General features: G+C 71.2%; 17 protein-coding genes and 1 pseudogene. 8 read left to right on the forward strand and 10 right to left on the reverse strand.

What is annotated here, in order from left to right; all coding sequences use genetic code 11:
* Positions 1-319 precede the first annotated feature (319 nt).
* Positions 320-1,405, forward strand: coding sequence for a DUF2716 domain-containing protein (locus tag ACWV17_RS00605; RefSeq protein WP_455358012.1), 1,086 nt, complete (start codon positions 320-322; stop codon positions 1,403-1,405).
* Positions 1,406-1,506: 101 nt separating this feature from the next.
* On the opposite strand, the gene ACWV17_RS00610 is transcribed toward ACWV17_RS00605, so the two are convergent.
* The 3 genes and pseudogenes from ACWV17_RS00610 to ACWV17_RS00620 all read right to left on the reverse strand — a co-directional run bounded on the left by ACWV17_RS00610 (position 1,507) and on the right by ACWV17_RS00620 (position 3,979).
* On the reverse strand, positions 1,507-1,788 hold the full coding sequence (locus ACWV17_RS00610) for a hypothetical protein (protein ID WP_455358013.1): 282 nt from the start codon (positions 1,786-1,788) through the stop codon (positions 1,507-1,509).
* 608 nt (positions 1,789-2,396) lie between these two features.
* Positions 2,397-3,047, reverse strand: a pseudogene (locus tag ACWV17_RS00615) (ATP-binding cassette domain-containing protein); the annotation flags it as partial.
* Between the two features lie 473 nt (positions 3,048-3,520).
* A complete protein-coding gene (locus ACWV17_RS00620) occupies positions 3,521-3,979 on the reverse strand; it encodes a nuclear transport factor 2 family protein (RefSeq protein WP_455358014.1) in 459 nt (152 codons plus the stop codon).
* A gap of 302 nt (positions 3,980-4,281) precedes the next feature.
* Between ACWV17_RS00620 and ACWV17_RS00625 the strand changes: the two genes are divergently transcribed.
* Positions 4,282-5,511, forward strand: coding sequence for a glycosyltransferase (locus ACWV17_RS00625; protein WP_455358015.1), 1,230 nt, complete (start codon positions 4,282-4,284; stop codon positions 5,509-5,511).
* Positions 5,512-5,579: 68 nt separating this feature from the next.
* Positions 5,580-7,772: an RNA polymerase recycling motor ATPase HelR gene (gene helR, locus ACWV17_RS00630; RefSeq protein ID WP_455358016.1), complete on the forward strand. Its 2,193-nt coding sequence runs from the start codon at positions 5,580-5,582 to the stop codon at positions 7,770-7,772.
* Between the two features lie 38 nt (positions 7,773-7,810).
* Here helR and argH read toward each other — a convergent pair whose 3' ends face one another.
* Positions 7,811-9,238 (reverse strand): argininosuccinate lyase, encoded by a 1,428-nt coding sequence (argH, locus tag ACWV17_RS00635; protein ID WP_455358017.1) that lies wholly within the window; start codon positions 9,236-9,238, stop codon positions 7,811-7,813.
* Positions 9,239-9,330: 92 nt separating this feature from the next.
* The gene (locus ACWV17_RS00640) at positions 9,331-10,524 is read right to left on the reverse strand and encodes an argininosuccinate synthase (RefSeq protein ID WP_455355132.1); all 1,194 of its coding nucleotides are present in this window, start codon (positions 10,522-10,524) and stop codon (positions 9,331-9,333) included.
* A 152-nt stretch (positions 10,525-10,676) separates the two neighbouring features.
* Here ACWV17_RS00640 and ACWV17_RS00645 point away from each other — a divergent pair, with 152 nt between their 5' ends.
* The 3 genes from ACWV17_RS00645 (at position 10,677) to ACWV17_RS00655 (ending at position 13,826) form a co-directional block, all read left to right on the forward strand.
* The gene (locus tag ACWV17_RS00645) at positions 10,677-12,167 is read left to right on the forward strand and encodes a hypothetical protein (RefSeq protein WP_455358018.1); all 1,491 of its coding nucleotides are present in this window, start codon (positions 10,677-10,679) and stop codon (positions 12,165-12,167) included.
* Positions 12,168-12,211: 44 nt separating this feature from the next.
* Positions 12,212-12,796 (forward strand): pyridoxamine 5'-phosphate oxidase family protein, encoded by a 585-nt coding sequence (locus ACWV17_RS00650; protein ID WP_455355130.1) that lies wholly within the window; start codon positions 12,212-12,214, stop codon positions 12,794-12,796.
* A 328-nt stretch (positions 12,797-13,124) separates the two neighbouring features.
* On the forward strand, positions 13,125-13,826 hold the full coding sequence (locus ACWV17_RS00655; RefSeq protein WP_455358019.1) for a L,D-transpeptidase family protein: 702 nt from the start codon (positions 13,125-13,127) through the stop codon (positions 13,824-13,826).
* 27 nt (positions 13,827-13,853) lie between these two features.
* On the opposite strand, the gene ACWV17_RS00660 is transcribed toward ACWV17_RS00655, so the two are convergent.
* The 5 genes from ACWV17_RS00660 to argC all read right to left on the reverse strand — a co-directional run bounded on the left by ACWV17_RS00660 (position 13,854) and on the right by argC (position 18,806).
* On the reverse strand, positions 13,854-14,390 hold the full coding sequence (locus tag ACWV17_RS00660) for an arginine repressor (RefSeq protein WP_455355128.1): 537 nt from the start codon (positions 14,388-14,390) through the stop codon (positions 13,854-13,856).
* Between the two features lie 7 nt (positions 14,391-14,397).
* Positions 14,398-15,594 (reverse strand): acetylornithine transaminase, encoded by a 1,197-nt coding sequence (locus ACWV17_RS00665; protein WP_455358020.1) that lies wholly within the window; start codon positions 15,592-15,594, stop codon positions 14,398-14,400.
* Positions 15,591-16,538 (reverse strand): acetylglutamate kinase, encoded by a 948-nt coding sequence (argB, locus tag ACWV17_RS00670; protein ID WP_455358021.1) that lies wholly within the window; start codon positions 16,536-16,538, stop codon positions 15,591-15,593. Before argB ends, ACWV17_RS00665 begins: the two co-directional genes overlap by 4 nt.
* Complete coding sequence (argJ, locus tag ACWV17_RS00675) at positions 16,535-17,689, reverse strand: bifunctional glutamate N-acetyltransferase/amino-acid acetyltransferase ArgJ (protein ID WP_455358022.1); 1,155 nt, start codon at positions 17,687-17,689, stop codon at positions 16,535-16,537. Before argJ ends, argB begins: the two co-directional genes overlap by 4 nt.
* Positions 17,690-17,777: 88 nt before the next feature.
* Positions 17,778-18,806 (reverse strand): N-acetyl-gamma-glutamyl-phosphate reductase, encoded by a 1,029-nt coding sequence (gene argC, locus ACWV17_RS00680; RefSeq protein ID WP_455358023.1) that lies wholly within the window; start codon positions 18,804-18,806, stop codon positions 17,778-17,780.
* 253 nt (positions 18,807-19,059) lie between these two features.
* Here argC and ACWV17_RS00685 point away from each other — a divergent pair, with 253 nt between their 5' ends.
* On the forward strand, positions 19,060-20,250 hold the full coding sequence (locus ACWV17_RS00685) for an NAD(P)/FAD-dependent oxidoreductase (RefSeq protein WP_455358024.1): 1,191 nt from the start codon (positions 19,060-19,062) through the stop codon (positions 20,248-20,250).
* Positions 20,251-20,260: 10 nt separating this feature from the next.
* Positions 20,261-21,199, forward strand: coding sequence for a sigma-70 family RNA polymerase sigma factor (locus tag ACWV17_RS00690; protein ID WP_455358025.1), 939 nt, complete (start codon positions 20,261-20,263; stop codon positions 21,197-21,199).
* The last annotated feature ends 113 nt before the right edge of the window (positions 21,200-21,312 follow it).

Consider the following 21,312-nt stretch of genomic DNA (forward strand, 5'->3'; position numbering starts at 1 on the left):
GCCCTGACAATCGCCATGGCCGTGGACAGGTAACCGCCAGGCCGGGGGCGTGATGAATGGGGTGGATGCACTGCTGGCAGCGTATGACGAGCAGGTGCGAGGGCACGTCCCGGAGCGGGCGCCGGTAGGAGCCGTGGTCGAACAGGACTGCCTGGCGATTCGGACTCACTACGGCACACACGGCACGGTTCGGCACTCTCCCTTGCCGGACGGGACCGACCCAACGGAAGTCACCGGGCTGATCAGTCGGCAGCAAGAAGCGTTCGCCGCCCGGTGCGAGCCCGCAGAGTGGCGGGCGTACAGCCACGACCCGATCCAGATGGACGAGCCGCTGCGCACCGCCGGTTTCACGGCCGTCGGACCGACGCGGACGCTGCTCATTGCCGAGCTCGACGATCTGGCAGGCGAGGTGGCACCGGCGCGGGGCATGCAGGTGCGCAGGCTCGGCCACGGCTACCGCCGACTTCGGGAGCTGAACCGTCTGGTCGAGGCCTGCGGTCCGTACGTGCGCGGCCTGGCGGACATCCGCGAGGACCACGGGAACCTGCTGAACTGGGGGCTGAACGTCCAACTCCTGGAGGCGGAGAGCAGAATCGTCGGTGCAGGCTGGGCAGAGGCTGTCGGGGCGACAGAGTTCGCGGCCGTCCGGGGTTTGACCGGCCCCCACGCAGAGTTCCTCCCCCACTGGGCCCGCTGGGCCCGCAACAGCTGGAGCCTCCACATGGGCACAGGCCCGGCGCCGGACCGCCGCTATCTCACGGCCGAGGCGCCGACCGGCCCGGTCTTGGATGCCCTTCTCGGAGTCGGCTTCCGCGCAGTCTCGACCGTACGCGTCTACGCGTGGACTCCGAACGGCACGCTCCCCGCCGGCTCCCGCCCGGTATCCATGCTGCTCGACGATCGGGATCACGACGCGTTGTGCGACGAGTTCCAGTCACTCTTCGCCTTCAATCCCAGCTACACCTACTACCCGGCCATTGAGGAGTCGCCCGACTCCGTCACCTGGCACGTCGGGGACGTCACCGACACGCGTCACGCCTACCGCCTGATGCGAGACCTCCCGGACGACCACCGGGTGGCGCGCCTCCAGGACGTCATCGAACGCGGCCTGCGCGCCCGCGTCCGCCCCGGCGAGCAGCTCTACTCGGTCAGTTGGTGGCACCAGGGTTACCGCTTCGACCCGGCGCGCGTTGGCGGGCCAGGGCAGCCGGCCTGGCCGGGCGCCGCATGCTGGGAAGGCGAGCAACGTCGGCAACGTCTGGACTTACGAATCAGACTCTCGGACCTGGCCCACGTCTCGCCGTACCTGACCGAGCACATCCGTCGCTTCGGCGAGTACTCCACCCACGAACTCGGACTGCAGCCGGGCCCATCCGCCCCGGACGGCTACGGTCAGGCGGCCTGACCGGCCACTTCGCAGTCGTCGAGCGATCCCGCGTGCATCCAGGCAGCCCGGCCCTCGGCCACCATGCAGGCCGTGTACGCGGTGGCGCAGGGCTTGCGCGCTCATAGGTCGCGGCGGCGGACAGCGGCCATGGCGACGACTGCTGCGGCGAGGGGCCAAGCCGCATACACGATCCACGACCCGCTGATGGTCGCCGGGTAGGGGGTAGATCCGAAGGGGTCGCCCATCTGCACCAGTCGTTCCCACGCGCTGCGGGGCAGCGCGTGAAGGATGCCGGATGACCAGCGGTGGCGGTCGCTGAGGAGGAACGGCAGCAGCAGAAGGATGCCGGTGAACGTCACGAGGGTGGTTGCGGTGTGCCGGATGAGGGCACCGAAGCCCATGCCGACGAGTGCGCACACCGGAGCGAGCAGCGCGGATGCGCGACGGCACGGAGCGCGCCGGGGTAGCCGAGGGACAGGCCGATGCCCCGACGGGACAGGATGGCCTGTGTCACGCCGAACGAGGTTCCCGCGACGACCGTGCCGTAGACGAGCATGGCTGCCGTCACGGCGGCCATCTTGGCCGCTACGACCGAGTGGCGGGCCGGCACGGCCGCAAAGGTCGTACGGATCTGTCCGGTGCTGTACTCACCGACGATCGTGAGGGCGCCGATGCTGCCGGTGGCGAGTATCAGGACCATGCAGGCGCCGATGGTGAATGCGTCCCTCATGGCCCACATCGGAACGAAGAGTGCTCGGATCCCTTCGTTGTAGGTCGGCCAGCTGTTGTAGTCCGCGACGGCCGCGCTGATGTTGATCGCGATGATTACCAGCGCGCTGGCCCCGAAAGCCAGGGAGGAGGAGCGCAGCGACCACAGCTTGATCCATTCGGCGGCGAGGAGGTCCCGGAAGCGGGCGCTGGGCTCGGCGGCGCGTACGGCGGTCGAGGAGGCCGTCGCCTGTGGGGCGGTCGGGGTCATCGAGGTGAGCCACTCCTCTGCGCCCGAGTCGTCCGGCTGCACCGAAGCGCCCTCGGCTTTGAGCACAGCTGCCAGCGCGGTGGTGTCGGGCGTCCGCACGGTCACGCTCTGGCGGGTGCCGCGGGCCGCGAACTCCGTCACGCTCTCGTCGGCGATCAGCTCGCCCCGGCCGATGACGATCAGGTGCTCGGCGGTGTTCTGCATCTCGCTCATCAGGTGGCTGGAGACGAACACAGTGCGTCCCTCGGCGGCCAATTGCCTGAACAGGCCGCGTACCCACCGCACGCCCTCCGGGTCCAGGCCGTTGACCGGCTCGTCGAACAGCAGCACCGGGGGGTCGCCGAGCAGTGCCGTTGCGATGCCGAGCCGCTGCTTCATGCCCAGGGAGAACCCGCCGATACGGCGCCGGGCAACGGGAGCCAGTCCCACTTCCTCAAGGACCTCGTCCACCCGGCGCCGCGGAATGCCGTTGCTGCGGGCCAGGGCGGACAGGTAGGCCGCTGCGCTGCGTCCGCCGTGGACGTCATGGGCGTCGAGCAGGGCGCCGACGTGGCGCATGCCGCGCGGGTGGTCCCGGAACAGGTGGCCGTCGATGGTGGCGGTGCCGCTGGTTGGTTCGGTCAGGCCGAGGAACATCCGCAGGTCAGTCGGCGAAGCTTGCCAACCGAAGCGCCGAGGCACGAGTTCTCACTTGCCGTGCCGCTCGCGCGGCGGCGCGGTCGCTGGCAGCTACCACACCGGCCGGTTCACGAACGTGCCCCGGCTCGCGAAGCTGCTGCGGGTGCTGCCCCCTGCCGACCGGGGACCGGGGCAGCCATGGCGGCCCGGCACCCCGCCCCGAGATCGAGCCGGCCCTGATCATCCCGACCGGCAGGCGCAAGGGACAGAGCCCCAGCGTCGCCAGCATCTACCGGGCCCTCGCCGAGCACGAGAAGGCCCAGGCGTTCCCCGAGGCCGTCGAGGCAGCCCACGCCGACTTCGCGGCCCTCCAGTCAACGGGCGATACGGCTGGTGGCCTCCAACGACGTCCGCCACGCCCCCTCGTCGGTTTGCCGAGCGGCCGCACACCACGAGGCTGACCGGGAGCCCGCCTGCGGCGGACCACGTCGCGGGCCGCCGCAGGACAGGCCTTCGGGGCACGGCCGCCCGCGCCGTCACTGGGCGCAGGCCTCGGCGATCGACAGGCTGTTCTCGTAGAGGTGGTGCCGGGTGATCCGGCCGTCCTCGACGGTGAGGTGCAGCGCGAACGGGCCCTCGAAGGACTTTCCCGTCGCGCGTACGGTCCCCGACAGGTGCCCCATCAGGACGGCGTCGGTGCCGTCGACGAGGAAGGTGTCGACGGAGGCGCGCGCGTCCTCGGGCACGGTGTGCTCCATCAACTCCGTGAACTGGGCGGCGCATTCGGCGGCGGTGGACCGTGGGCGGATCCACGGGACGACGGGGTTCTCGGCGAGCAGCCAGTCGACCTCGTCGGCGAAGAGCGCGACGAGCCGCCCGGTGTCCCCGGCCACGCGGGCGGCAAGGAACTCCTGCACGACGGCCCGGGTGGCATCGGCGACGGAACTCGCGGTGGTGGCTGAACTCGCCGTGGTGGCGGTGGACTTGACGGACATGGCGCTCTCCTCGCGGCTGCGGCCGGATCCCGGCGGGGGTTCCCGTCGATGTGCTTGATCCTGCCCGGGGAGGGGAGAGCGGTCGATTACCCCGGGGGTAATGAGCGGCCCATCGTGAGAGGGCGCACCTTCGTCGGCGAAGGTCCGGGGGGTCCGCAACACGCGGACGACAAAGGGCAAGGAGGATTACCCACTCCTTGCCACTCTCAACTTATAGCGCACCGGGGGGCTTGCGGCAAGGCCCCGGTCGTGCCGCAGAATCCTCCGCCGAGGCAGGAATCTGCGGAAACGGGAGTCACGAAGTGCGTGTGTTGTTGTCGACGTATGGGTCGCGCGGGGACGTCGAACCGCTGGTGGGACTCGCGGTGCGGTTGCGGGAACTCGGCGCGGAAGTGCGGGTGTGCGCGCCGCCGGACGAGGAGTTCGCGGAGCTGCTGGCCGGTGTCGGCGTGCCACTGGTGCCGTTCGGCCGGGCGGTGCGCGAGCTGGTGACCGGGGTGACGCCGACGACGCCGGCGGACGCGCCCCGGATCGCGGCCGAGTTGGTCGCCGAACGGTTCGACACGGTCGCCGCTGCGGCCAGGGGATGTGATGCGCTGGTGGCGACCGGCCTGATGCCGGCCGGCGCACGGTCGGTGGCCGAGAAGTTGGGCATCCGCTACGTGTACGCGTGCTTCCATCCGTTCGAACTGCCGTCGCCGCACTACCCGCCGTCGCCACGGCCGGGCCGGCCGTTCCCCTCGGAGGTGACCGAAAACCGGGTGCTGTGGGACCTGGACGCCGAGAAGGTGAACGCGCTGTACGGCGACGCGCTCAACACCCACCGGGCGTCGATTGGTCTGCCACCGGTGGACAACGTCCGCGACCACGTCTTCACCGACCGGCCGTGGCTGGCGGCGGACCCGACCCTGGGGCCGTGGCAGGAGCTGACGGATCTCGACGTGGTGCAGACCGGCGCGTGGATCCTGCCGGACGAACGCCCGCTCCCGGCCGAGTTGGAGGCGTTCCTCAACGCCGGCACACCACCGGTGTACGTGGGCTTCGGCAGCATGCCCATGCGCGCCGCGAAGGACGCGGCCCGGGTGGCCATCGAGGCGATCCGGGCGCAGGGCCGCCGCGCACTCGTCTCGCACGGCTGGGCCGACCTGACCCTGATCGACGACCAGGACGACTGCTTCGCCGTCGGCGAGGTCAACCACCAGGCACTGTTCGGCCGGGTGGCCGCGGTTGTGCACCACGGCGGCGCGGGCACCACGACGACGGCCGCCCGGGCCGGCGCGCCCCAGGTGGTGGTACCTCAGATGGTGGACCAGCCGTACTGGGCCCGCCGGGTTGCCGAGTTGGGCATCGGCGCGGCACACGACGGTCCGGCTCCGACCTTCGAGTCCCTGTCGGCCGCGCTCAAGGCGGCCCTGACCCCCGAGACCCGCGCACGCGCGACCGTCGTGGCCGGCAGCATCCGCACCGACGGGACAACGGTGGCCGCGAAGCTGCTGCTCGACACGGTCAGCCGGGAAAGGCCGCCAGTGTGACAACGGCCGGCGCCAGACGCCTTGCCGCGCACCATGATCACAAGCGACCTCAGATCGGAGCTGATGACGTGAACCCCCTGACCACCAGGGCGTTTGACCTTCCCGACCGCCTCTCTCCCAAGGCCGACCCGACGCTGGTCGCCGGCGATGAGCAGCACTTCGCGGCCATCGCGGAGTGCCTGGAGCAGTCGATCGCCGAACTGTCCGACCGCCTCGATGCCGAGCTCAGGGCGCCCGGCGGCAAAGGCCGGCAGGCGATGGACCGGGACATGGAGATCCACCGGCTGACCGCTCGCCTGCGCGCGTTGCGTCGCTTCGGTCTGGACCTGTGCCTCGGGCACATGGTCGGCGCGGACAACCCCGAGCCCGTGTACGTCGGACGACTCGGTCTCAAGGACAGCGCGGGTCGTCGACTGCTGCTCGACTGGCGCTCCCCCGCGGCGGAGCCGTTCTTCGGAGCCACCCACGCCAACCCGATGGGTCTGGCAAGCCGCCGCAGGTACCGCTGGACCCGAGGCCGGATCAGCGACTACTGGGACGAGGTGTTCACCTCGGACGGGTTTGCCGGGCACGCCGCGCTCGACGACCAGTCCGCCTTCATCGCCAGCCTGGGCAGCAACCGGTCGGCACGGATGCGAGACGTACTCGGCACCATCCAGGCCGACCAGGACGCCATCATCCGCGCGGGATCCCGGGGCGCTCTCGTCGTCGACGGCGGTCCGGGTACGGGGAAGACCGTCGTCGCTCTGCACCGCTCCGCCTACCTCCTCTACTCCGACCCGCGCCTCGGTCACCGCCGGGGCGGCGTGCTGTTCGTCGGTCCGCACCAGCCCTACCTGGGCTACGTCGCCGACGTCCTCCCCAGCCTCGGAGAGGAGGGCGTGCAGACCTGCACCCTGCGGGACCTCGTCGCCGAGGGAGCCGAGGCAGCGATCGAGGCCGACCCGGACGTGGCCCTCCTGAAGTCGTCCGCGAACCTGGTGAAGGCGATCGAGACGGCCGTCAGGTTCTACGAGGAGCCGCCCACCCAGGGGATGACGGTCACGACCCACTGGTCCGACATCCGGCTGAGCGCCGACGACTGGGCCGTGGCGTTCGAAGCAGCGGAACCCGGTACTCCGCACAACGAGGCGCGCGACCAGATCTGGGAGGAGCTGCTCACGATCCTTGTGGACAGGCACGACGGCGACGTCTCGGCCGACCTGCTCCGCAAGTCGCTGCTGCAGAACAGGGAGCTGCTCACGGCCTTCAACCGCGCGTGGCCGCTGCTCGAAGCGGCCGACCTCGTCGGAGACCTGTGGTCGGTACCCGCCTACCTGCGGATGTGCGCTCCCTGGCTCAGCCCCGATGACGTGTCGCAGCTGCAGCGCGGGGACGCCCAGGCCTGGACGGTGTCCGATCTGCCGCTCCTGGACGCGGCACGGCAGCGGCTCGGCGACCCGGAGGCGTCGCGACGTAAGCGACGGTACAACGCCTCTGTCGCCGCCGAACGCGAGCGCATGGCCGGCGTCATCGACGCCGTGCTGGAGGCGGACGACGACGGTGAAGGTGCCGTGACGATGCTGCGCGGAGAGGACCTGCGGAGCACCCTGGTCGACGAGACCGCACCGCCCGGCACCGAACCGGACCTTCCCCCACTGCCCTATGGCGTGGGGGGACCCCCAGTCGGCCCGTTCGCGCACGTCGTCGTGGACGAGGCTCAGGAACTGACCGACGCGGAGTGGCAGATGTTGCTGCTCCGGTGCCCGTCCCGGAGCTTCACCATCGTCGGGGACCGCGCCCAGGCCAGGCACGGGTTCACGGAGTCGTGGCAGGAACGGCTCGAGCGGATCGGGCTCGACCGGATCACCCTGGCCTCCCTGAGCATCAACTACCGGACGCCGGAAGAAATCATGGCGGAAGCCGAGCCGGTCATCCGGGCCGTGCTCCCGGACGCCAACGTGCCGACCTCCATCCGCAGCAGCGGCGTCCCCGTCGTACACGGATCTGCTGCGGATCTGAACGCGATCCTCGACACCTGGCTGGCTGCGCACGCCGAGGGGACCGCCTGCGTCATCGGCACGGGTGACATCGGCGAGGGCACGCTCCGAACGACGTCCCGCGTCCGGTCGCTGACCCCGGAGCTGTCGAAGGGGCTCGAGTTCGACCTGGTCGTCCTCATCGACCCGGAGGAGTTCGGCAAGGGCGTCGAAGGAGCGGTCGACCGCTATGTCGCGATGACCCGGGCGACCCAGCAACTCGTCATCCTCACGAGTTCCTGACGAGCTCCTGACGGACTGGGCGGCGCCGGTGTCCGGGGTTACTGCTTGGCCGTCGCCCAGGCGTGCTGGACCGCCAGGTCCGCCTTGACCTCGGCGAGCTGGACCGCGACCGCGGACGGTGCGGTGCCGCCGCGGCCGTTGCGGGAGGCCAGCGCGCCCGGCACGTCGAGGACCGTACGTACCTCGGGCGTGAGGTGCTCCGAGATCTTGGCGAACTGGTCGTCGGTGAGCTGGTCGAGCTCGATGCCGTGCTGCTCGCACTCCTTGACGCACTCGCCCGCGACCTCGTGCGCCACCCGGAACGGCACGCCCTGCTTCACCAGCCACTCGGCGATGTCGGTGGCGAGCGAGAATCCGGCCGGGGCCAGCTCCTCCATGCGCTCCCGGTTGACGGTGAGCGTGGCCATCATGCCGGTGAAGGCCGGCAGCAGGACCTCCAGCTGGTCGCAGGAGTCGAAGACCGGCTCCTTGTCCTCCTGGAGGTCGCGGTTGTACGCGAGCGGGAGGGCCTTCAGGGTGGCCAGCAGCCCTGTCAGATTGCCGATGAGGCGGCCCGACTTGCCCCGGGCGAGCTCCGCGATGTCCGGGTTCTTCTTCTGCGGCATGATCGACGAGCCGGTGGAGAAGGCGTCGTGGAGGGTGACGAAGGAGAACTCCTTCGTGTTCCAGATGATGATCTCCTCGGCGATCCGGGAGAGGTTGACGCCGATCATGGCGGTGATGAAGGCGAACTCGGCGACGAAGTCGCGGGACGCCGTGCCGTCGATGGAGTTGCCGGCGCTGCCGTGCTCGAAGCCGAGGTCGGCGGCGACCGCCTCCGGGTCCAGGCCGAGGGACGAGCCGGCCAGCGCGCCCGATCCGTACGGGGAGACGGCCGTACGCGCGTCCCACTGGCGCAGCCGCTCCGCGTCGCGGGAGAGCGACTGCACATGGGCCAGGACATGGTGGGCGAACAGCACCGGCTGGGCGTGCTGGAGGTGGGTACGGCCCGGCATCGCGACATCCGGGTGCGCCTCGGCGAGGCCCACCAGGGCGTCCTGAAGTTCGGCGATCAGGGCGCCGATGATCCGGGCGTGATCGCGCAGGTACATCCGGAAGAGGGTGGCGACCTGGTCGTTGCGGGACCGGCCGGCACGCAGTTTGCCGCCGAGGTCGGGGCCGAGGCGCTCCAGCAGCCCGCGCTCCAGCGCGGTGTGCACGTCCTCGTCGGCGATGGTGCCGGTGAAGGTGCCGGCCGCGACATCCGCCTCCAGCAGGTCGAGCCCGGCGATCATGCGCTGGAGCTCGTCGGCGGTGAGCAGCCCCGCCTTGTGCAGCACGCGGGCGTGCGCGCGCGAGCCGGCGATGTCGTACGGAGCGAGCCGCCAGTCGAAGTGCACCGAGGCCGACAACTTGGCCAGGGCCTCGGCCGGGCCGTCGGCGAAGCGGCCGCCCCAGAGCCGGACGTCACCGTTGTTGCTGCTCACAGCTGAAGCTCCTCAGGAGGGTGGATGTGCGGCCGCCTCCCCCACCCGCCACGGCGGTGGGGGGAGGCGGCTGCTGTGCTACGCGTATCGAATCAGGCGAGGTCGCGCCGCGCGGCGATCTTCGACGACAGGCCGAAGATCTCGATGAAGCCCTGCGCCTTGGACTGGTCGAAGGTGTCGCCCGAGTCGTACGTCGCCAGGTTGAAGTCGTACAGCGACTCGTCGGACCTCCGGCCGGTGACAACGGCCCGGCCGCCGTGCAGCGTCATCCGGATGTCGCCGGTGACGTGCTGGTTGGCCTCGTTGATGAAACCGTCCAGGGCGCGCTTGAGCGGGGAGAACCACAGGCCGTCGTAGACCATCTCGCCCCAGCGCTGCTCGACCTGTCGCTTGTACCGGGCCAGCTCGCGCTCGACGGTGACGCTCTCCAGCTCCTGGTGGGCGGTGATCAGCGCGATCGCGCCGGGCGCCTCGTACACCTCACGGGACTTGATGCCGACGAGCCGGTCCTCGACCATGTCGATCCGGCCGATGCCCTGGGCGCCGGCCCGCTCGTTGAGCTGCTGGATGGCCTGCAGGACGGTGACGGGCCGGCCGTCGATGGCGACCGGGACGCCCTCCTTGAAGGAGATGACGACCTCGTCGGCCTCACGGGCGAGGGCCGGGTTCTGGGTGTACTCGTAGATGTCCTCGATCGGCGCGTTCCAGATGTCCTCGAGGAACCCGGTCTCGACGGCCCGGCCGAAGACGTTCTGGTCGATGGAGTACGGGGACTTCTTGGTGGTCGCGATCGGGAGGTTCTTCGCCTCGCAGAACGCGATCGCCTTGTCCCGGGTCATCGCGTAGTCGCGGACCGGAGCGATGCACTTCAGCTCGGGGGCGAGGGCGACGATGCCGGCCTCGAAGCGGACCTGGTCGTTGCCCTTGCCGGTGCAGCCGTGGGCGACGATGCCGGCGTTGTGCTTCTTCGCGGCGGCGACGAGGTGCTTGACGATCGTCGGCCGGGAGAGCGCGGAGACCAGCGGGTAGCGGTCCATGTAGAGGGCGTTCGCCTTGATCGCCGGGAGGCAGTACTCGTCGGCGAACTCGTCCTTGGCATCCGCGACCTCGGCCTCGACGGCACCGCAGGCGAGCGCGCGCTTGCGGATGACGTCCAGGTCCTCGCCGCCCTGGCCGACGTCCACGGCGACGGCGATGACCTCGGCGCCCGTCTCCTCGGCGATCCAGCCGATGGCGACGGAGGTGTCCAGGCCGCCCGAGTAGGCGAGTACGACGCGCTCGGTCACGGGTTTCTCCTTACGGTGCATTCAACGACTGGCATAACTATGCACTACTCCGTATGTTTCGTCAACGCGACGCGATGCGGTCGATAACCAGGGGCGAGAAGGCGCTGGTCACGCCTACGATCGGCGCTTCGGCCAGAGCGCAGGGGGCGGCGATGAGCAGGGGTTACGAGTCCGACTGGGCTGCGGCGGAGCGGCTCGCGCAGGGCGAACCGGTCCCTGCGGTCATCGACATCACCGACGCCGCCGCCTGGACGGGGCTCGACCTCGAGGTACGCGTCCTGGCCGATCACCGGCCGGCCCTGCTCCCCTCCCGCCGGCTGTTCGAGGAACGGCTGCGGTGGCCGACGCTCCACCGGCACAGCAGGCCGGTCGGCGAGAGCGTGCTCGCTCTCGCCCTCTGCCACCCCGACGGCCGGGTCCGTGAGGCTGCACTCGACCGGGCGGCAGACACCTTTCCCGGGCTGCTTCCGCTGGTCGTGATCCGCTGCGCGGACTGGGCGGCCCCGGTGCGGGAACGGGCCCGGACCCTGCTGGCGGACCTGCTGCCCACAGCCGGACCGGACATCAGCACTCTCGCCACCCTGGTCCTGCGGGTCGCAAGCCGCCGCCACGGCGGCTTCGCCCACGAGCTGCTGGACCGCATGCTGCGCGAAGGGCCGCCCGAGGGCGTCGAAGGCCTGCTGGTGAGCGAGGACCGCGCCACCCGCCGGTTCGCCCACCGGATCGCGGTGCGGCGGCAACTGCTCTCGCCCGCGCGGCTTGCCCGTACGGCCGCCGACGACGGCGACGTGGTGATCCAGGACCTCTGCGCGGAGGCCGCCCTCGCCGCGGTACGGGACGGGGCGCGCGAGGCGGACGGCGCGTACGACGAGTACGACGAGGACGGGGCGTACGAAGCCGTGCTCGGCCCGCTGCTGGGCTCCCGGCACCCACGGGTGCGGTCCGCCGGGGTCACCGCGCTGCGCCGGGCGGGCCGAGCCGCGCAGGCGGAACCGTTCCTCGTCGACCGCTCCGGTGTCGTACGGGCGTGCGCGCGCTGGGTGCTCCGGCAGCACGGAACCGATCCGCAGCCCCTCTACCGCGCCCTGTGCGCGGACCCGGCGGCGCGGAGCTTGCCGCCCGGCGCGCCGGTCGGCCTCGCCGAGTGCGGCACGCGCGCCGACGCCGCGCTCCTGGTGCCGCTGCTCGCCCACCCGGTGGGGGCCGTCCGGGCCCGGGCGGTCGCCGGACTGCGTCTGCTGGACGCGGCCGACGCGGAGTTGCTGCGGCCGCTGCTGGACGACCCCGCGCCGGCCGTGGCGCGGGAGACGGCCATGGCGCTCCTGCCGTCGGTGGACCGGCTGGCGGAGGAGTGGCTGGCTCGGCGGCTCCTCCCGGACCGGCCCTCCCACAACCGGCGGGCGGCCTTCCGCCTGCTGCGAGTGAAGGGCCCGGTCGCTCAACTCCGGGCGGCCGTCAGCCTCTTGTCCGACGACGATCCTCGGCTCAGTGCTCTGGCGAGGCCGGCCGTACAGCAGTGGGTGCCGACGGGCGCCGTGCCACGCGGGGACGCGGAGGTGGCGGCGCTCCTGGACCGCTGCTCGCATCTGTTCAGCGACGACGTCCTGCGACAGCTTCGGTGGCGGGCGGGTATCACCAGCTGAAAAACGGCGGCGGTGCGCGGATTCGGTCGCCGATAATCCGTGTCATGGGAAAGCTCTATGAACAGATAGACGGCCGGCTGCGCACCTTCATCGAGGAACAGCACATCTTCTTCACCGCGACCGCCCCGCTCTCCGGCGACGGCACCGTGAACCTCTCCCCCAAGGGACTGACGGGCTCGTTCGCCGTCATCGACGAGCGCACCGTGGCGTACCTCGACTTCGCGGGCAGCCACAACGAGACCATCGCGCACCTGAGGGAGAACGGCCGCATCACCCTGATGTGGTGCGCGTTCCAGGGGCCGCCGACGATCGTGCGGGTGCACGGACGCGGCGAGCCGGTCTTCCGTGACGACCCGCGCTGGAAGGAACTGCTGACGCACTTCCCGGACATCGACACCGGCCCGCACGGGCTGCGCGCCATCATCGTCGTACGGGCCGAACTCATCCGGGACAGCTGCGGGTTCGCCGTCCCCTACATGACGTACGACGACGAGCGCGAGCTGCACGCGCAGCGCTTCTCGCGCGAGGACGACGCGTCGCTCGGCGCGTACTTCGAGCAGAAGCCGGCCATCGCCACCAGCATCGACGGCCTTCCCGGCCTCCCGCTGCCGCTGCCGCCGACCCCCTGAGTCCGGCCGTCACGCGTGGGCGGTTCCGTTAGGGCCTGTCCGGCGGATCTTGGCCGGGGCCACGACGCTCCCCCAGCTACCGCTGGGAGGTGCCCCCAGGCACGGCACCTCGCCGCGTTGCCGAAATGCCCGAATAGCTCCGCTATTAGGACACTCCGGCGCCTTGCGATGCAGCTCCGCATCCAAGGGCCTGGACAAGAGCGGAGACGGAGCGCAGCGCAGTGCACCAGACGCCGCGTCCTATCCAGCCCTGATCCGCCGGACAGGCCCTAGGCCGGACGGCCCAGGCACGCTGCCGCCGCCGGCCCCCGCGCGTACGGTCGCCGGTATGCGCAAGGGTCCTGTTCTGGGTACGGTCCTGTTCGTCGTCGCCGCCACGGCCGCGCTCTCGCCGGGCCGCGCCGCGCCACTGCCCGACCGGATGGCCGACACCGGCGGCGGCCGCCAGCTCATCACCGCCGTCGCCCCGCGCGCCGGTTCCAGCACCGGGCGGCTGACCTGGTGGGACCGGCGGGGCGGCGGATGGGTCCGGGCCGGTTCCGCCGAGGCCAGGTTCGGGGCGAACGGCCTGGCGGACGGGCGGGTACGGAAGCAGGGCACCAGCACCACGCCGACCGGTCTGTACGACCTGCCGTTCGCGTTCGGGATCAAGGCGCCGCCGGCCGGAACGGACTTCTCGTACCGGCGGGTGACGGACGGGTCCTGGTGGTGCCAGGACAACGCCTCGCGGCAGTACAACCGGTGGGTCGAGCCGCGGCCGGCGGACTGCTCGGCCGACGAGTCCGAGCACATGATCACGTACCGGACCCAGTACGCGTACGGGATGGTCATCGGCTTCAACTACGCCGAGCCGGTACGCGGCCGGGGCGCCGGAATTTTCCTGCATGTCAACGGCCGGGGCGCGACGGCTGGTTGCGTGTCCGTGCCCCAGGGGGCGATGAAGAGGATCCTGCGGTGGGCCGATCCGGAGCGCCGCCCGCACATCGCGGTCGGGACCAGCTCGGGCCCGACCGCGATCACGCGCTACTGAAGGGGCGGCTGAGGGGCGGCCGAGAGGTCAGCCCTCCTTCTGCGCGAGGCGCAGCATGTGGTCGGCGAGCGCCTGCCCGCCCGCCGGGTCGCGGCTGATGAGCATCAGCGTGTCGTCACCCGCGATCGTGCCCAGGACGGCGTGCAGTTCGGCCTGGTCGATGGCCGAGGCCAGGAACTGGGCGGCCCCCGGCGGCGTACGCAGCACCACGAGGTTGGCCGACGCCTCGGCGGAGATCAGCAGCTCGCCGGACAGGCGCCGCATCCGCTCCTCCTTGGCCGACTCCCCCAACGGCGCCTGCGGGGTACGGAATCCGCCCTCGCTGGGCACCGCGTAGATCAGCTCGCCGCCGGTGTTGCGGATCTTCACCGCACCCAGTTCGTCCAGGTCGCGGGAGAGCGTCGCCTGAGTGACACTCAGCCCGTCATCGGCGAGCAGTTTCGCCAACTGGCTCTGGGAGCGCACCGGTTGCCGGTTCAGGATGTCCACGATCCGGCGGTGGCGGGCGGTGCGGGTCTGCGGTACGGCCTGGCCGCCGTGCTCGTTGTCCTGCGCCTCGGTCATCGTCGTCTCATTCTCCGGATCGTCCGTCCCCGTAAGCAGCGCCGAGAACGCCGGGCAGGACCCGGAGGAACGCGTCCACCTCGTCGTCCCCGATGATCAGCGGAGGCATCAGCCGGATGACATCGGGCGCGGGCGCGTTCACCAGGAAACCGGCGTCCTGAGCCGCCTGCTGCACCTGCGGCGCGAGGGACTCAGTGAGCACGATACCCAGGAGCAGTCCCGCACCACGGACATGGGAGACCAACGGGTGGGCCAGCGCCTCGATTCCGTTGCGGAGCTTTTCGCCGGTGCTCTTGACCTGGTCGAGGAGTCCGTCGGCCGCGAGTGTGTCCAGTACGGCCAGTCCGGCGGCGCACGCGACGGGGTTCCCGCCGAAGGTCGTGCCGTGCTGGCCCGGCTGAAGCAGCTCGGCGGCCGCGCCGAAGGCGACGGTCGCGCCGATCGGCAGTCCGCCGCCCAGGCCCTTGGCGAGGGTGATGATGTCGGGTTCGACGCCCTCGTGGGCCTGGTACTCGAACCAGTGGCCGGTCCGGCCGATGCCGGTCTGCACCTCGTCGAGGACGAGCAGCGTGCCGGTCGCCCGGGTGATCTCGCGGGCCGCCCGCAGATAGCCCTGGGGCGGGACGACCACGCCGTTCTCGCCCTGGACGGGCTCGATGATCAGCAGCGCGGTGTCGGTCGTGACGGCCGCGCGCAACGCCTCGACGTCTCCGTACGGGACGTGGGTGACGTCACCCGGCAGCGGCAGGAACGGCTGCTGCTTCTTCGGCTGCCCGGTGAGCGCGAGGGCTCCCATGGTCCGGCCGTGGAAGCCGCCCTGCGTGGAGACCATATGGGAGCGTCCGGTGAGCCGGCCGATCTTGAAGGCGGCTTCGACGGCCTCCGCGCCCGAGTTGGCGAAGAAGACCCGGGCCGGCCGGCCGGCGAGCTGGATCAGCCGCTCGGCGAGCGCGACGGGCGGCTCGGCGACGTACAGGTTGGAGATGTGGCCGAGCGAGGCGATCTGCGCCGAGACCGCCTCGACGACGGCGGGGTGGGCGTGGCCGAGCGCGTTCACGGCGATGCCGCCGACGAAGTCGGTGTACTCGGTGCCGTCGGCGTCCCAGACCTTGGCGCCCGCGCCGCGCACCAGCGCCAGCTTCGGGGTGCCGTAGTTGTCCGTCATCACGCTCTGCCAGCGCTGCGTGCACTCCTGGTTGCTCATGATTCCCCCGGTCCCTGTCCCTGGCCCGGTCCCTGTCCCAGTCCCGGTCCCTGTCCTGGCGCGTCGGGCACGACCATCGTGCCGATGCCCTCGTCGGTGAAGATCTCCAGCAGGATCGCGTGCTGGACCCGTCCGTCGATCACGCGCGCGGTGTGGACCCCGTTGCGTACGGCGTGCAGGCAGCCCTCCATCTTGGGCACCATGCCGCTGGACAGCTCGGGCAGCAGTTTCTCCAGCTCGCTCGCGGTGAGCTGGCTGATCACCTCGTCGCTGCTGGGCCAGTCCGCGTACAGACCCTCCACGTCGGTGAGGACCATCAGGGTCTCGGCGTTCAGCGCGGCGGCCAGCGCGGCCGCGGCGGTGTCCGCGTTGACGTTGTAGACGTGTCCGTCGTCGGCGCTGCGGGCGATGGAGGAGATGACCGGGATACGGCCGTCCGCCAGCAGCGCCTCGATGGCACCGGTGTCGATCGCGGTGATCTCGCCGACCCGGCCGATGTCGACCAGCTCGCCGTCGATCTCGGGCCGGTGCTGGATGGCGGTGATGGTGTGCGCGTCCTCGCCGGTCATGCCGACGGCCAGCGGGCCGTGCTGGTTGAGCAGCCCCACCAGCTCGCGCTGGACCTGGCCGGCCAGCACCATCCGTACGACGTCCATCGCCTCCGGGGTCGTCACCCGCAGTCCGGCCTTGAACTCGCTGACCAGGCCGTGCTTGTCGAGCTGGGCGCTGATCTGCGGTCCGCCGCCGTGTACGACGACCGGCTTGAGGCCGGCGTGGCGCAGGAAGACGACGTCCTGGGCGAAGGCCGCCTTCAGGTCCTCGTCGATCATGGCGTTGCCGCCGAACTTGATGACGACGGTCTTGCCGTTGTGGCGGGTCAGCCAGGGCAGCGCCTCGATGAGGATCTGCGCCTTCGGCAGTGCGGTGTGCTTGCGCGCGCTCATGAGCTGTAGGCGCTGTTCTCGTGGACGTAGTCCGCGGTCAGGTCATTGGCCCAGATCACGGCGGACTCGCTGCCCGCGGACAGGTCGGCGGTGATCTTCACCTCGCGGAAGCGCATGTCGACCAGGTCCCGGTCCTCGCCGACCGAACCGTTCTTGCAGACCCAGATGCCGTTGATGGCGACGTTGAGCCGGTCGGGGTCGAAGGCGGCCTTCGTCGTGCCGATGGCGGAGAGCACCCGGCCCCAGTTGGGGTCCTCGCCGTGGATGGCGCACTTGAGCAGGTTGTTCCGGGCGATGGACCGGCCGACCTCGACGGCGTCGTCCTCGGTCGCCGCGTTGATCACCTCGATGCGGATGTCCTTGCTCGCGCCCTCGGCGTCGCCGATCAGCTGGCGGGCGAGGTCGTCACAGACCGCTGTGACGGCCGCGGCGAAGTCGGCGTACGCGGGGGTGACCCCGGAGGCGCCGGAGGCGAGCAGCAGCACGGTGTCGTTGGTGGACATGCAGCCGTCGGAGTCGACCCGGTCGAAGGTGGTCCGGGTGGCGGCGCGCAGCGCCCGGTCCAGTACCTCGGTGCCGAGGTCGGCGTCGGTGGTCAGGACCACGAGCATGGTGGCCAGGCCCGGGGCCAGCATGCCCGCACCCTTGGCCATGCCGCCGACGGTCCAGCCCGCCTGGGTGACCACCGCGGTCTTGTGCACGGTGTCGGTGGTCTTGATGGCGATGGCGGCCTTCTCGCCGCCGTGCGGGGAGAGTTCGGCGGCGGCCTTCTCGATACCGGGCAGCAGCTTGTCCATCGGCAGGGTGACGCCGATGAGCCCGGTGGAGGCGACGGCGATCTCGCCGGCGCTGTGCCCTTCGAGTACCTCGGCGGCCTTCTCTGCGGTGGCGTGGGTGTCCTGGAAGCCCTGGGGGCCGGTACAGGCGTTGGCGCCACCGGAGTTGAGGACCACGGCGCTGACGGTGCCGCCCTTGACGACCTGCTCGGACCAGAGGACCGGGGCGGCCTTGACGCGGTTGGAGGTGAAGACGCCCGCGGCGGCCAGACGCGGCCCGTTGTTGACCACGAGGGCCAGGTCCGGGTTGCCGCTCTCCTTGATCCCGGCGGCGATGCCCGCCGCGGTGAATCCCTGTGCTGCCGTGACGCTCACTGCATCTCCTCGTTCGCTTCTCCGGCCGCGCAGCGCAGCGGCGCGGCCATCGTGCCCGTGTGCAGCCCGGCGGCTGCCCGTCCGTCGCTCACGGAGCCACTCCGATCGTGGAAAGTCCCATGGCCTCGGGAAGTCCGAGGGCGATGTTCATGCTCTGCACCGCGCCGCCGGCGGTGCCCTTGGTGAGGTTGTCGATGGCGCTGATCGCGATCACACGGCCGGCCGACTCGTCGTACGCGACCTGGACGTGCACGGCGTTCGAGCCGTACACGGAAGCGGTCGCGGGCCACTGCCCCTCGGGGAGCAGATGGACGAACGGCTCGTCCTGGAGCGCCTTTTCGTACGCCGCGCGTACGGACTCGGCGGTCGCGCCGGGCTTCGCCTTCGCGCTGCACGTGGCGAGGATGCCGCGGGCCATCGGGGCGAGGGTCGGGGTGAAGGACACGGAGACCGGCTCATCCGCCGCGGCGCTCAGGTTCTGGATCATCTCCGGGGTGTGCCGGTGGCCGCCCCCGACTCCGTACGGGCTCATCGAGCCCATCACCTCGGAGCCGAGCAGATGCGGCTTGAGCGCCTTGCCCGCGCCGGAGGTGCCGGTCGCGGCGACGATCACCGCCTCGGGCTCGGCGAGCACCGCCGCGTACGCCGGGAACAGCGCGAGCGAGACGGCGGTCGGGTAGCAGCCGGGCACCGCGACGCGTTTGGACCCCTCCAGCGCGGCACGGCCGCCCGGCAGTTCGGGGAGCCCGTAGGGCCAGGTCCCGGCATGCGCGGAGGCGTAGAAGCGTTCCCAGTCGGCCGAGTCCTTCAGCCGGAAGTCGGCGCCCATGTCGACGACGAGCACGTCGTCGCCGAGCTGCTCGGCGACGGCCGCGGACTGGCCGTGCGGCAGCGCGAGGAACACGACGTCGTGGCCGGCCAGCACCTCGGGGGTGGTCGCTTCCAGGACGCGGTCCGCCAGCGGCAGCAGGTGCGGCTGCAGGGCGCCGAGCTTCTGGCCGGCGTTGGAGTTGCCGGTCAGGGCGCCGATCTGGACCTCGGGGTGGGCCAGGAGCAGGCGCAGCAGCTCGCCGCCCGCATACCCGCTCGCCCCTGCCACTGCTGCACGTACCGTCATCGAACCCTCCTCATCGATGGCATGACTATACGTATCGCTGCACTTTTATGCAAAGTCTTTCCAGGCGGGCGCGGAGTTGCGGTCGATCCGCAGTTGGCCATCGCCCCGTTTCGACTGCCCAAGACAGGCCGAAGCGTCTGTCGGAGGCTCCGCCGCTCGTCTTGGTTCGGTGACCCGCGTCACACCCGGCTCCTGTCAGCAATCGGGGCGCCGTCTCGTTCAAGGGGCACGCGAACGAGACAGGAGCAACGCCATGAAGCACCGCATCGTCGTACTCGGCGCCGGATACGCCGGGGCCTTCGCCGCCGGAAACCTGGCCCGCCGGCTCTCCCCCGCCGACACCGAGATCACCGTCGTCAACGCCGTGCCCGACTTCGTTGAGCGGATGCGGCTCCACCAGCTCGCGATCGGCCAGGACCTCGCGGTCCGCAAGCTCGCCGACGTATTCGCCGGCACCGGGGTGCGGCTGCGCCTGGCGCGCGTCACCGGCGTCGACCCCGAGCGCAGGACCGTCGCAGTGACCGGCGAGGACGGCGATGGCGAGCTCGCGTACGACACGCTTCTCTACGCGCTCGGCAGCTCTGTAGCACACCATGGCGTCCCCGGCGTGGCCGAGTACGCCTTCGATGTGACCGGCCGGTCCTCGGCGCTGCGTCTGCGCGAACGCCTGGCCGGCCTGGGGGAGGGCGGCACCGTGCTGGTCGTCGGTGAGGGGCTGACCGGCATCGAGACCGCCACCGAGTTCGCCGAGTCCCGGCCCGACCTCTCGGTCGCGCTCGCCGCCCGCGGCGAGCTGGGCGCCTGGCTCTCCCCGAAGGCCCGCCGTCACCTGCGCCAGGCCTTCGACCGGCTCGGCATCACCGTCCACGAGCACACCGGCATCGAAGCCGTCGAGCCGACACGGGCGATCGCCGCCGACGGTACGTCCATCCCGGCCGACGTGACCGTGTGGTCGGCCGGGTTCGCCGTGCACCCCATCGCGGCCGCCAGCGGCCTGGAGGTCGCCGAGACCGGCCAGATCGTCGTCGACCGCACCATGCGCTCGGTCTCGCACCCGGACGTCTACGCCGCCGGTGACTGCGCCTACGCGATCGGCGAGAACGGCCGGCCGCTGCCGATGTCCTGCGCCTCGGCCGGCTTCACCAACATGCAGGCGACCGCCGCGATCATCGCGCGCCTGACGGGCAGTGAGGTCCCGACCACCGGGCTGAAGTACCACGGCAACCACATCAGCCTCGGGCGGCGGGACGCGATCTTCCAGATGGTGGATGGGGACGTCCGGTCGAAGTCCTGGTACCTGGGCGGCCGGACCGCCGCGCGGCTCAAGTCGGGCGTGCTCAAGGGGGCCGGGTGGGGCATCGCCCACCCGACCTTCGGCATGCCGAAGCGCAAGCGCCGCCTGGCCACCGCGCCCGACCGGGCCGGTGTCAGGGTCGCTGCATAGGCTGTTCCGCATGGACAGCGCAGCCATCGATCGGTTCGAGGCCAGCCGGGGTCGGCTGGCCTCGCTCGCGTACCGTCTGCTCGGCTCGGCCGCCGACGCCGAGGACGCCGTGCAGGATACGTTCCTGCGCTGGCAGGCCGCAGACCGCGAACGGGTCGAGGTGCCGGAGGCGTGGCTGACCAAGGTCGTCACCAATCTCTGCCTCGACCGGCTCCGCTCGGCGCAGGCGCGCCACGAGCGAGCGGCCGGTGCCTGGCTGCCCGAGCCACTCCTCGAGGGCGACCCGATGCTCGGCCCTGCCGATACCTTCGAGCAGCGCGAATCGGTGTCCTTGGCCGTACTGACCCTCATGGAGCGCCTCTCGCCGGTCGAGCGGGCCGCTTACATCCTGCGCGAGGCCTTCTCGTACCCCCACGCCGAGATCGCCGGGATCCTCGACATCACCGAGTCCGCGAGCCAGCAGCATGTCCACCGGGCCCGACGCCGGGTCGCTCCCGAGCGCCGCGGCGGCGACGAGGTGGACCCCGCGTCCGCGCGCCGGATCGTCGAGGAGTTCCTCGCCGCCGCCACGTCGGGGCGCACCGAACGGCTGGTGGCGCTGCTCACCGCCGACGCGACCGCGGTCTCGGACGGCGCCGGACTGGCCAGGCGGCTGCTGCGGTACAAGACGCGCGAGCGCATCGCCTCCTATGTGCGGGCCGGCTTCAAGCCCACGCCGGCGAAGCGGCGGCTGGCCGGCGGCTCGCCCGCGATGCACATTGCGCTGGTCAACGGCTCCCCGGCCGTCCTCGCCGTGGTCGAGGACCGGGTCGTGGGCGCCGTGGCGTTCGAAGTCAGCGACGGCAAGGTCGCGTCCCTGCGCGGCATCGCCGCCGCGGACCGGCTCGCGCGCCTCAATGAGGCCTGGCGGCAGCACGAACCCGACGCGCCGGTCATCAGCGCATGGTGACCAGAGCCACCGGAATCCAGTGACCCGAGTCGGAGCGAGGACGGCACCCCTTCGGCCCCCCGCGCTGCACAGCAGCACGGGGGCCCGAAACACGTAGGTCTCCCGCATCAGAC

The sequence above is a fragment of the Streptomyces mabaensis genome, assembly GCF_053763515.1.

Coding starts and splice junctions, on each gene's coding strand:
- ACWV17_RS00645 (WP_455358018.1), top strand. CDS start 10,677: ATGAGCAGGGGTTACGAGTCCGACTGGGCTGCGGCGGAGCGGCTCGCG.
- ACWV17_RS00610 (WP_455358013.1), bottom strand. CDS start 1,788: ATGGGCTTCGGTGCCCTCATCCGGCACACCGCAACCACCCTCGTGACG.
- ACWV17_RS00650 (WP_455355130.1), top strand. CDS start 12,212: ATGGGAAAGCTCTATGAACAGATAGACGGCCGGCTGCGCACCTTCATC.
- ACWV17_RS00660 (WP_455355128.1), bottom strand. CDS start 14,390: ATGACCGAGGCGCAGGACAACGAGCACGGCGGCCAGGCCGTACCGCAG.
- ACWV17_RS00605 (WP_455358012.1), top strand. CDS start 320: ATGGACGAGCCGCTGCGCACCGCCGGTTTCACGGCCGTCGGACCGACG.
- argC (WP_455358023.1), bottom strand. CDS start 18,806: ATGACGGTACGTGCAGCAGTGGCAGGGGCGAGCGGGTATGCGGGCGGC.
- ACWV17_RS00655 (WP_455358019.1), top strand. CDS start 13,125: ATGCGCAAGGGTCCTGTTCTGGGTACGGTCCTGTTCGTCGTCGCCGCC.
- argB (WP_455358021.1), bottom strand. CDS start 16,538: ATGAGCGCGCGCAAGCACACCGCACTGCCGAAGGCGCAGATCCTCATC.
- ACWV17_RS00690 (WP_455358025.1), top strand. CDS start 20,261: ATGGACAGCGCAGCCATCGATCGGTTCGAGGCCAGCCGGGGTCGGCTG.
- ACWV17_RS00685 (WP_455358024.1), top strand. CDS start 19,060: ATGAAGCACCGCATCGTCGTACTCGGCGCCGGATACGCCGGGGCCTTC.
- ACWV17_RS00665 (WP_455358020.1), bottom strand. CDS start 15,594: ATGAGCAACCAGGAGTGCACGCAGCGCTGGCAGAGCGTGATGACGGAC.
- ACWV17_RS00620 (WP_455358014.1), bottom strand. CDS start 3,979: ATGTCCGTCAAGTCCACCGCCACCACGGCGAGTTCAGCCACCACCGCG.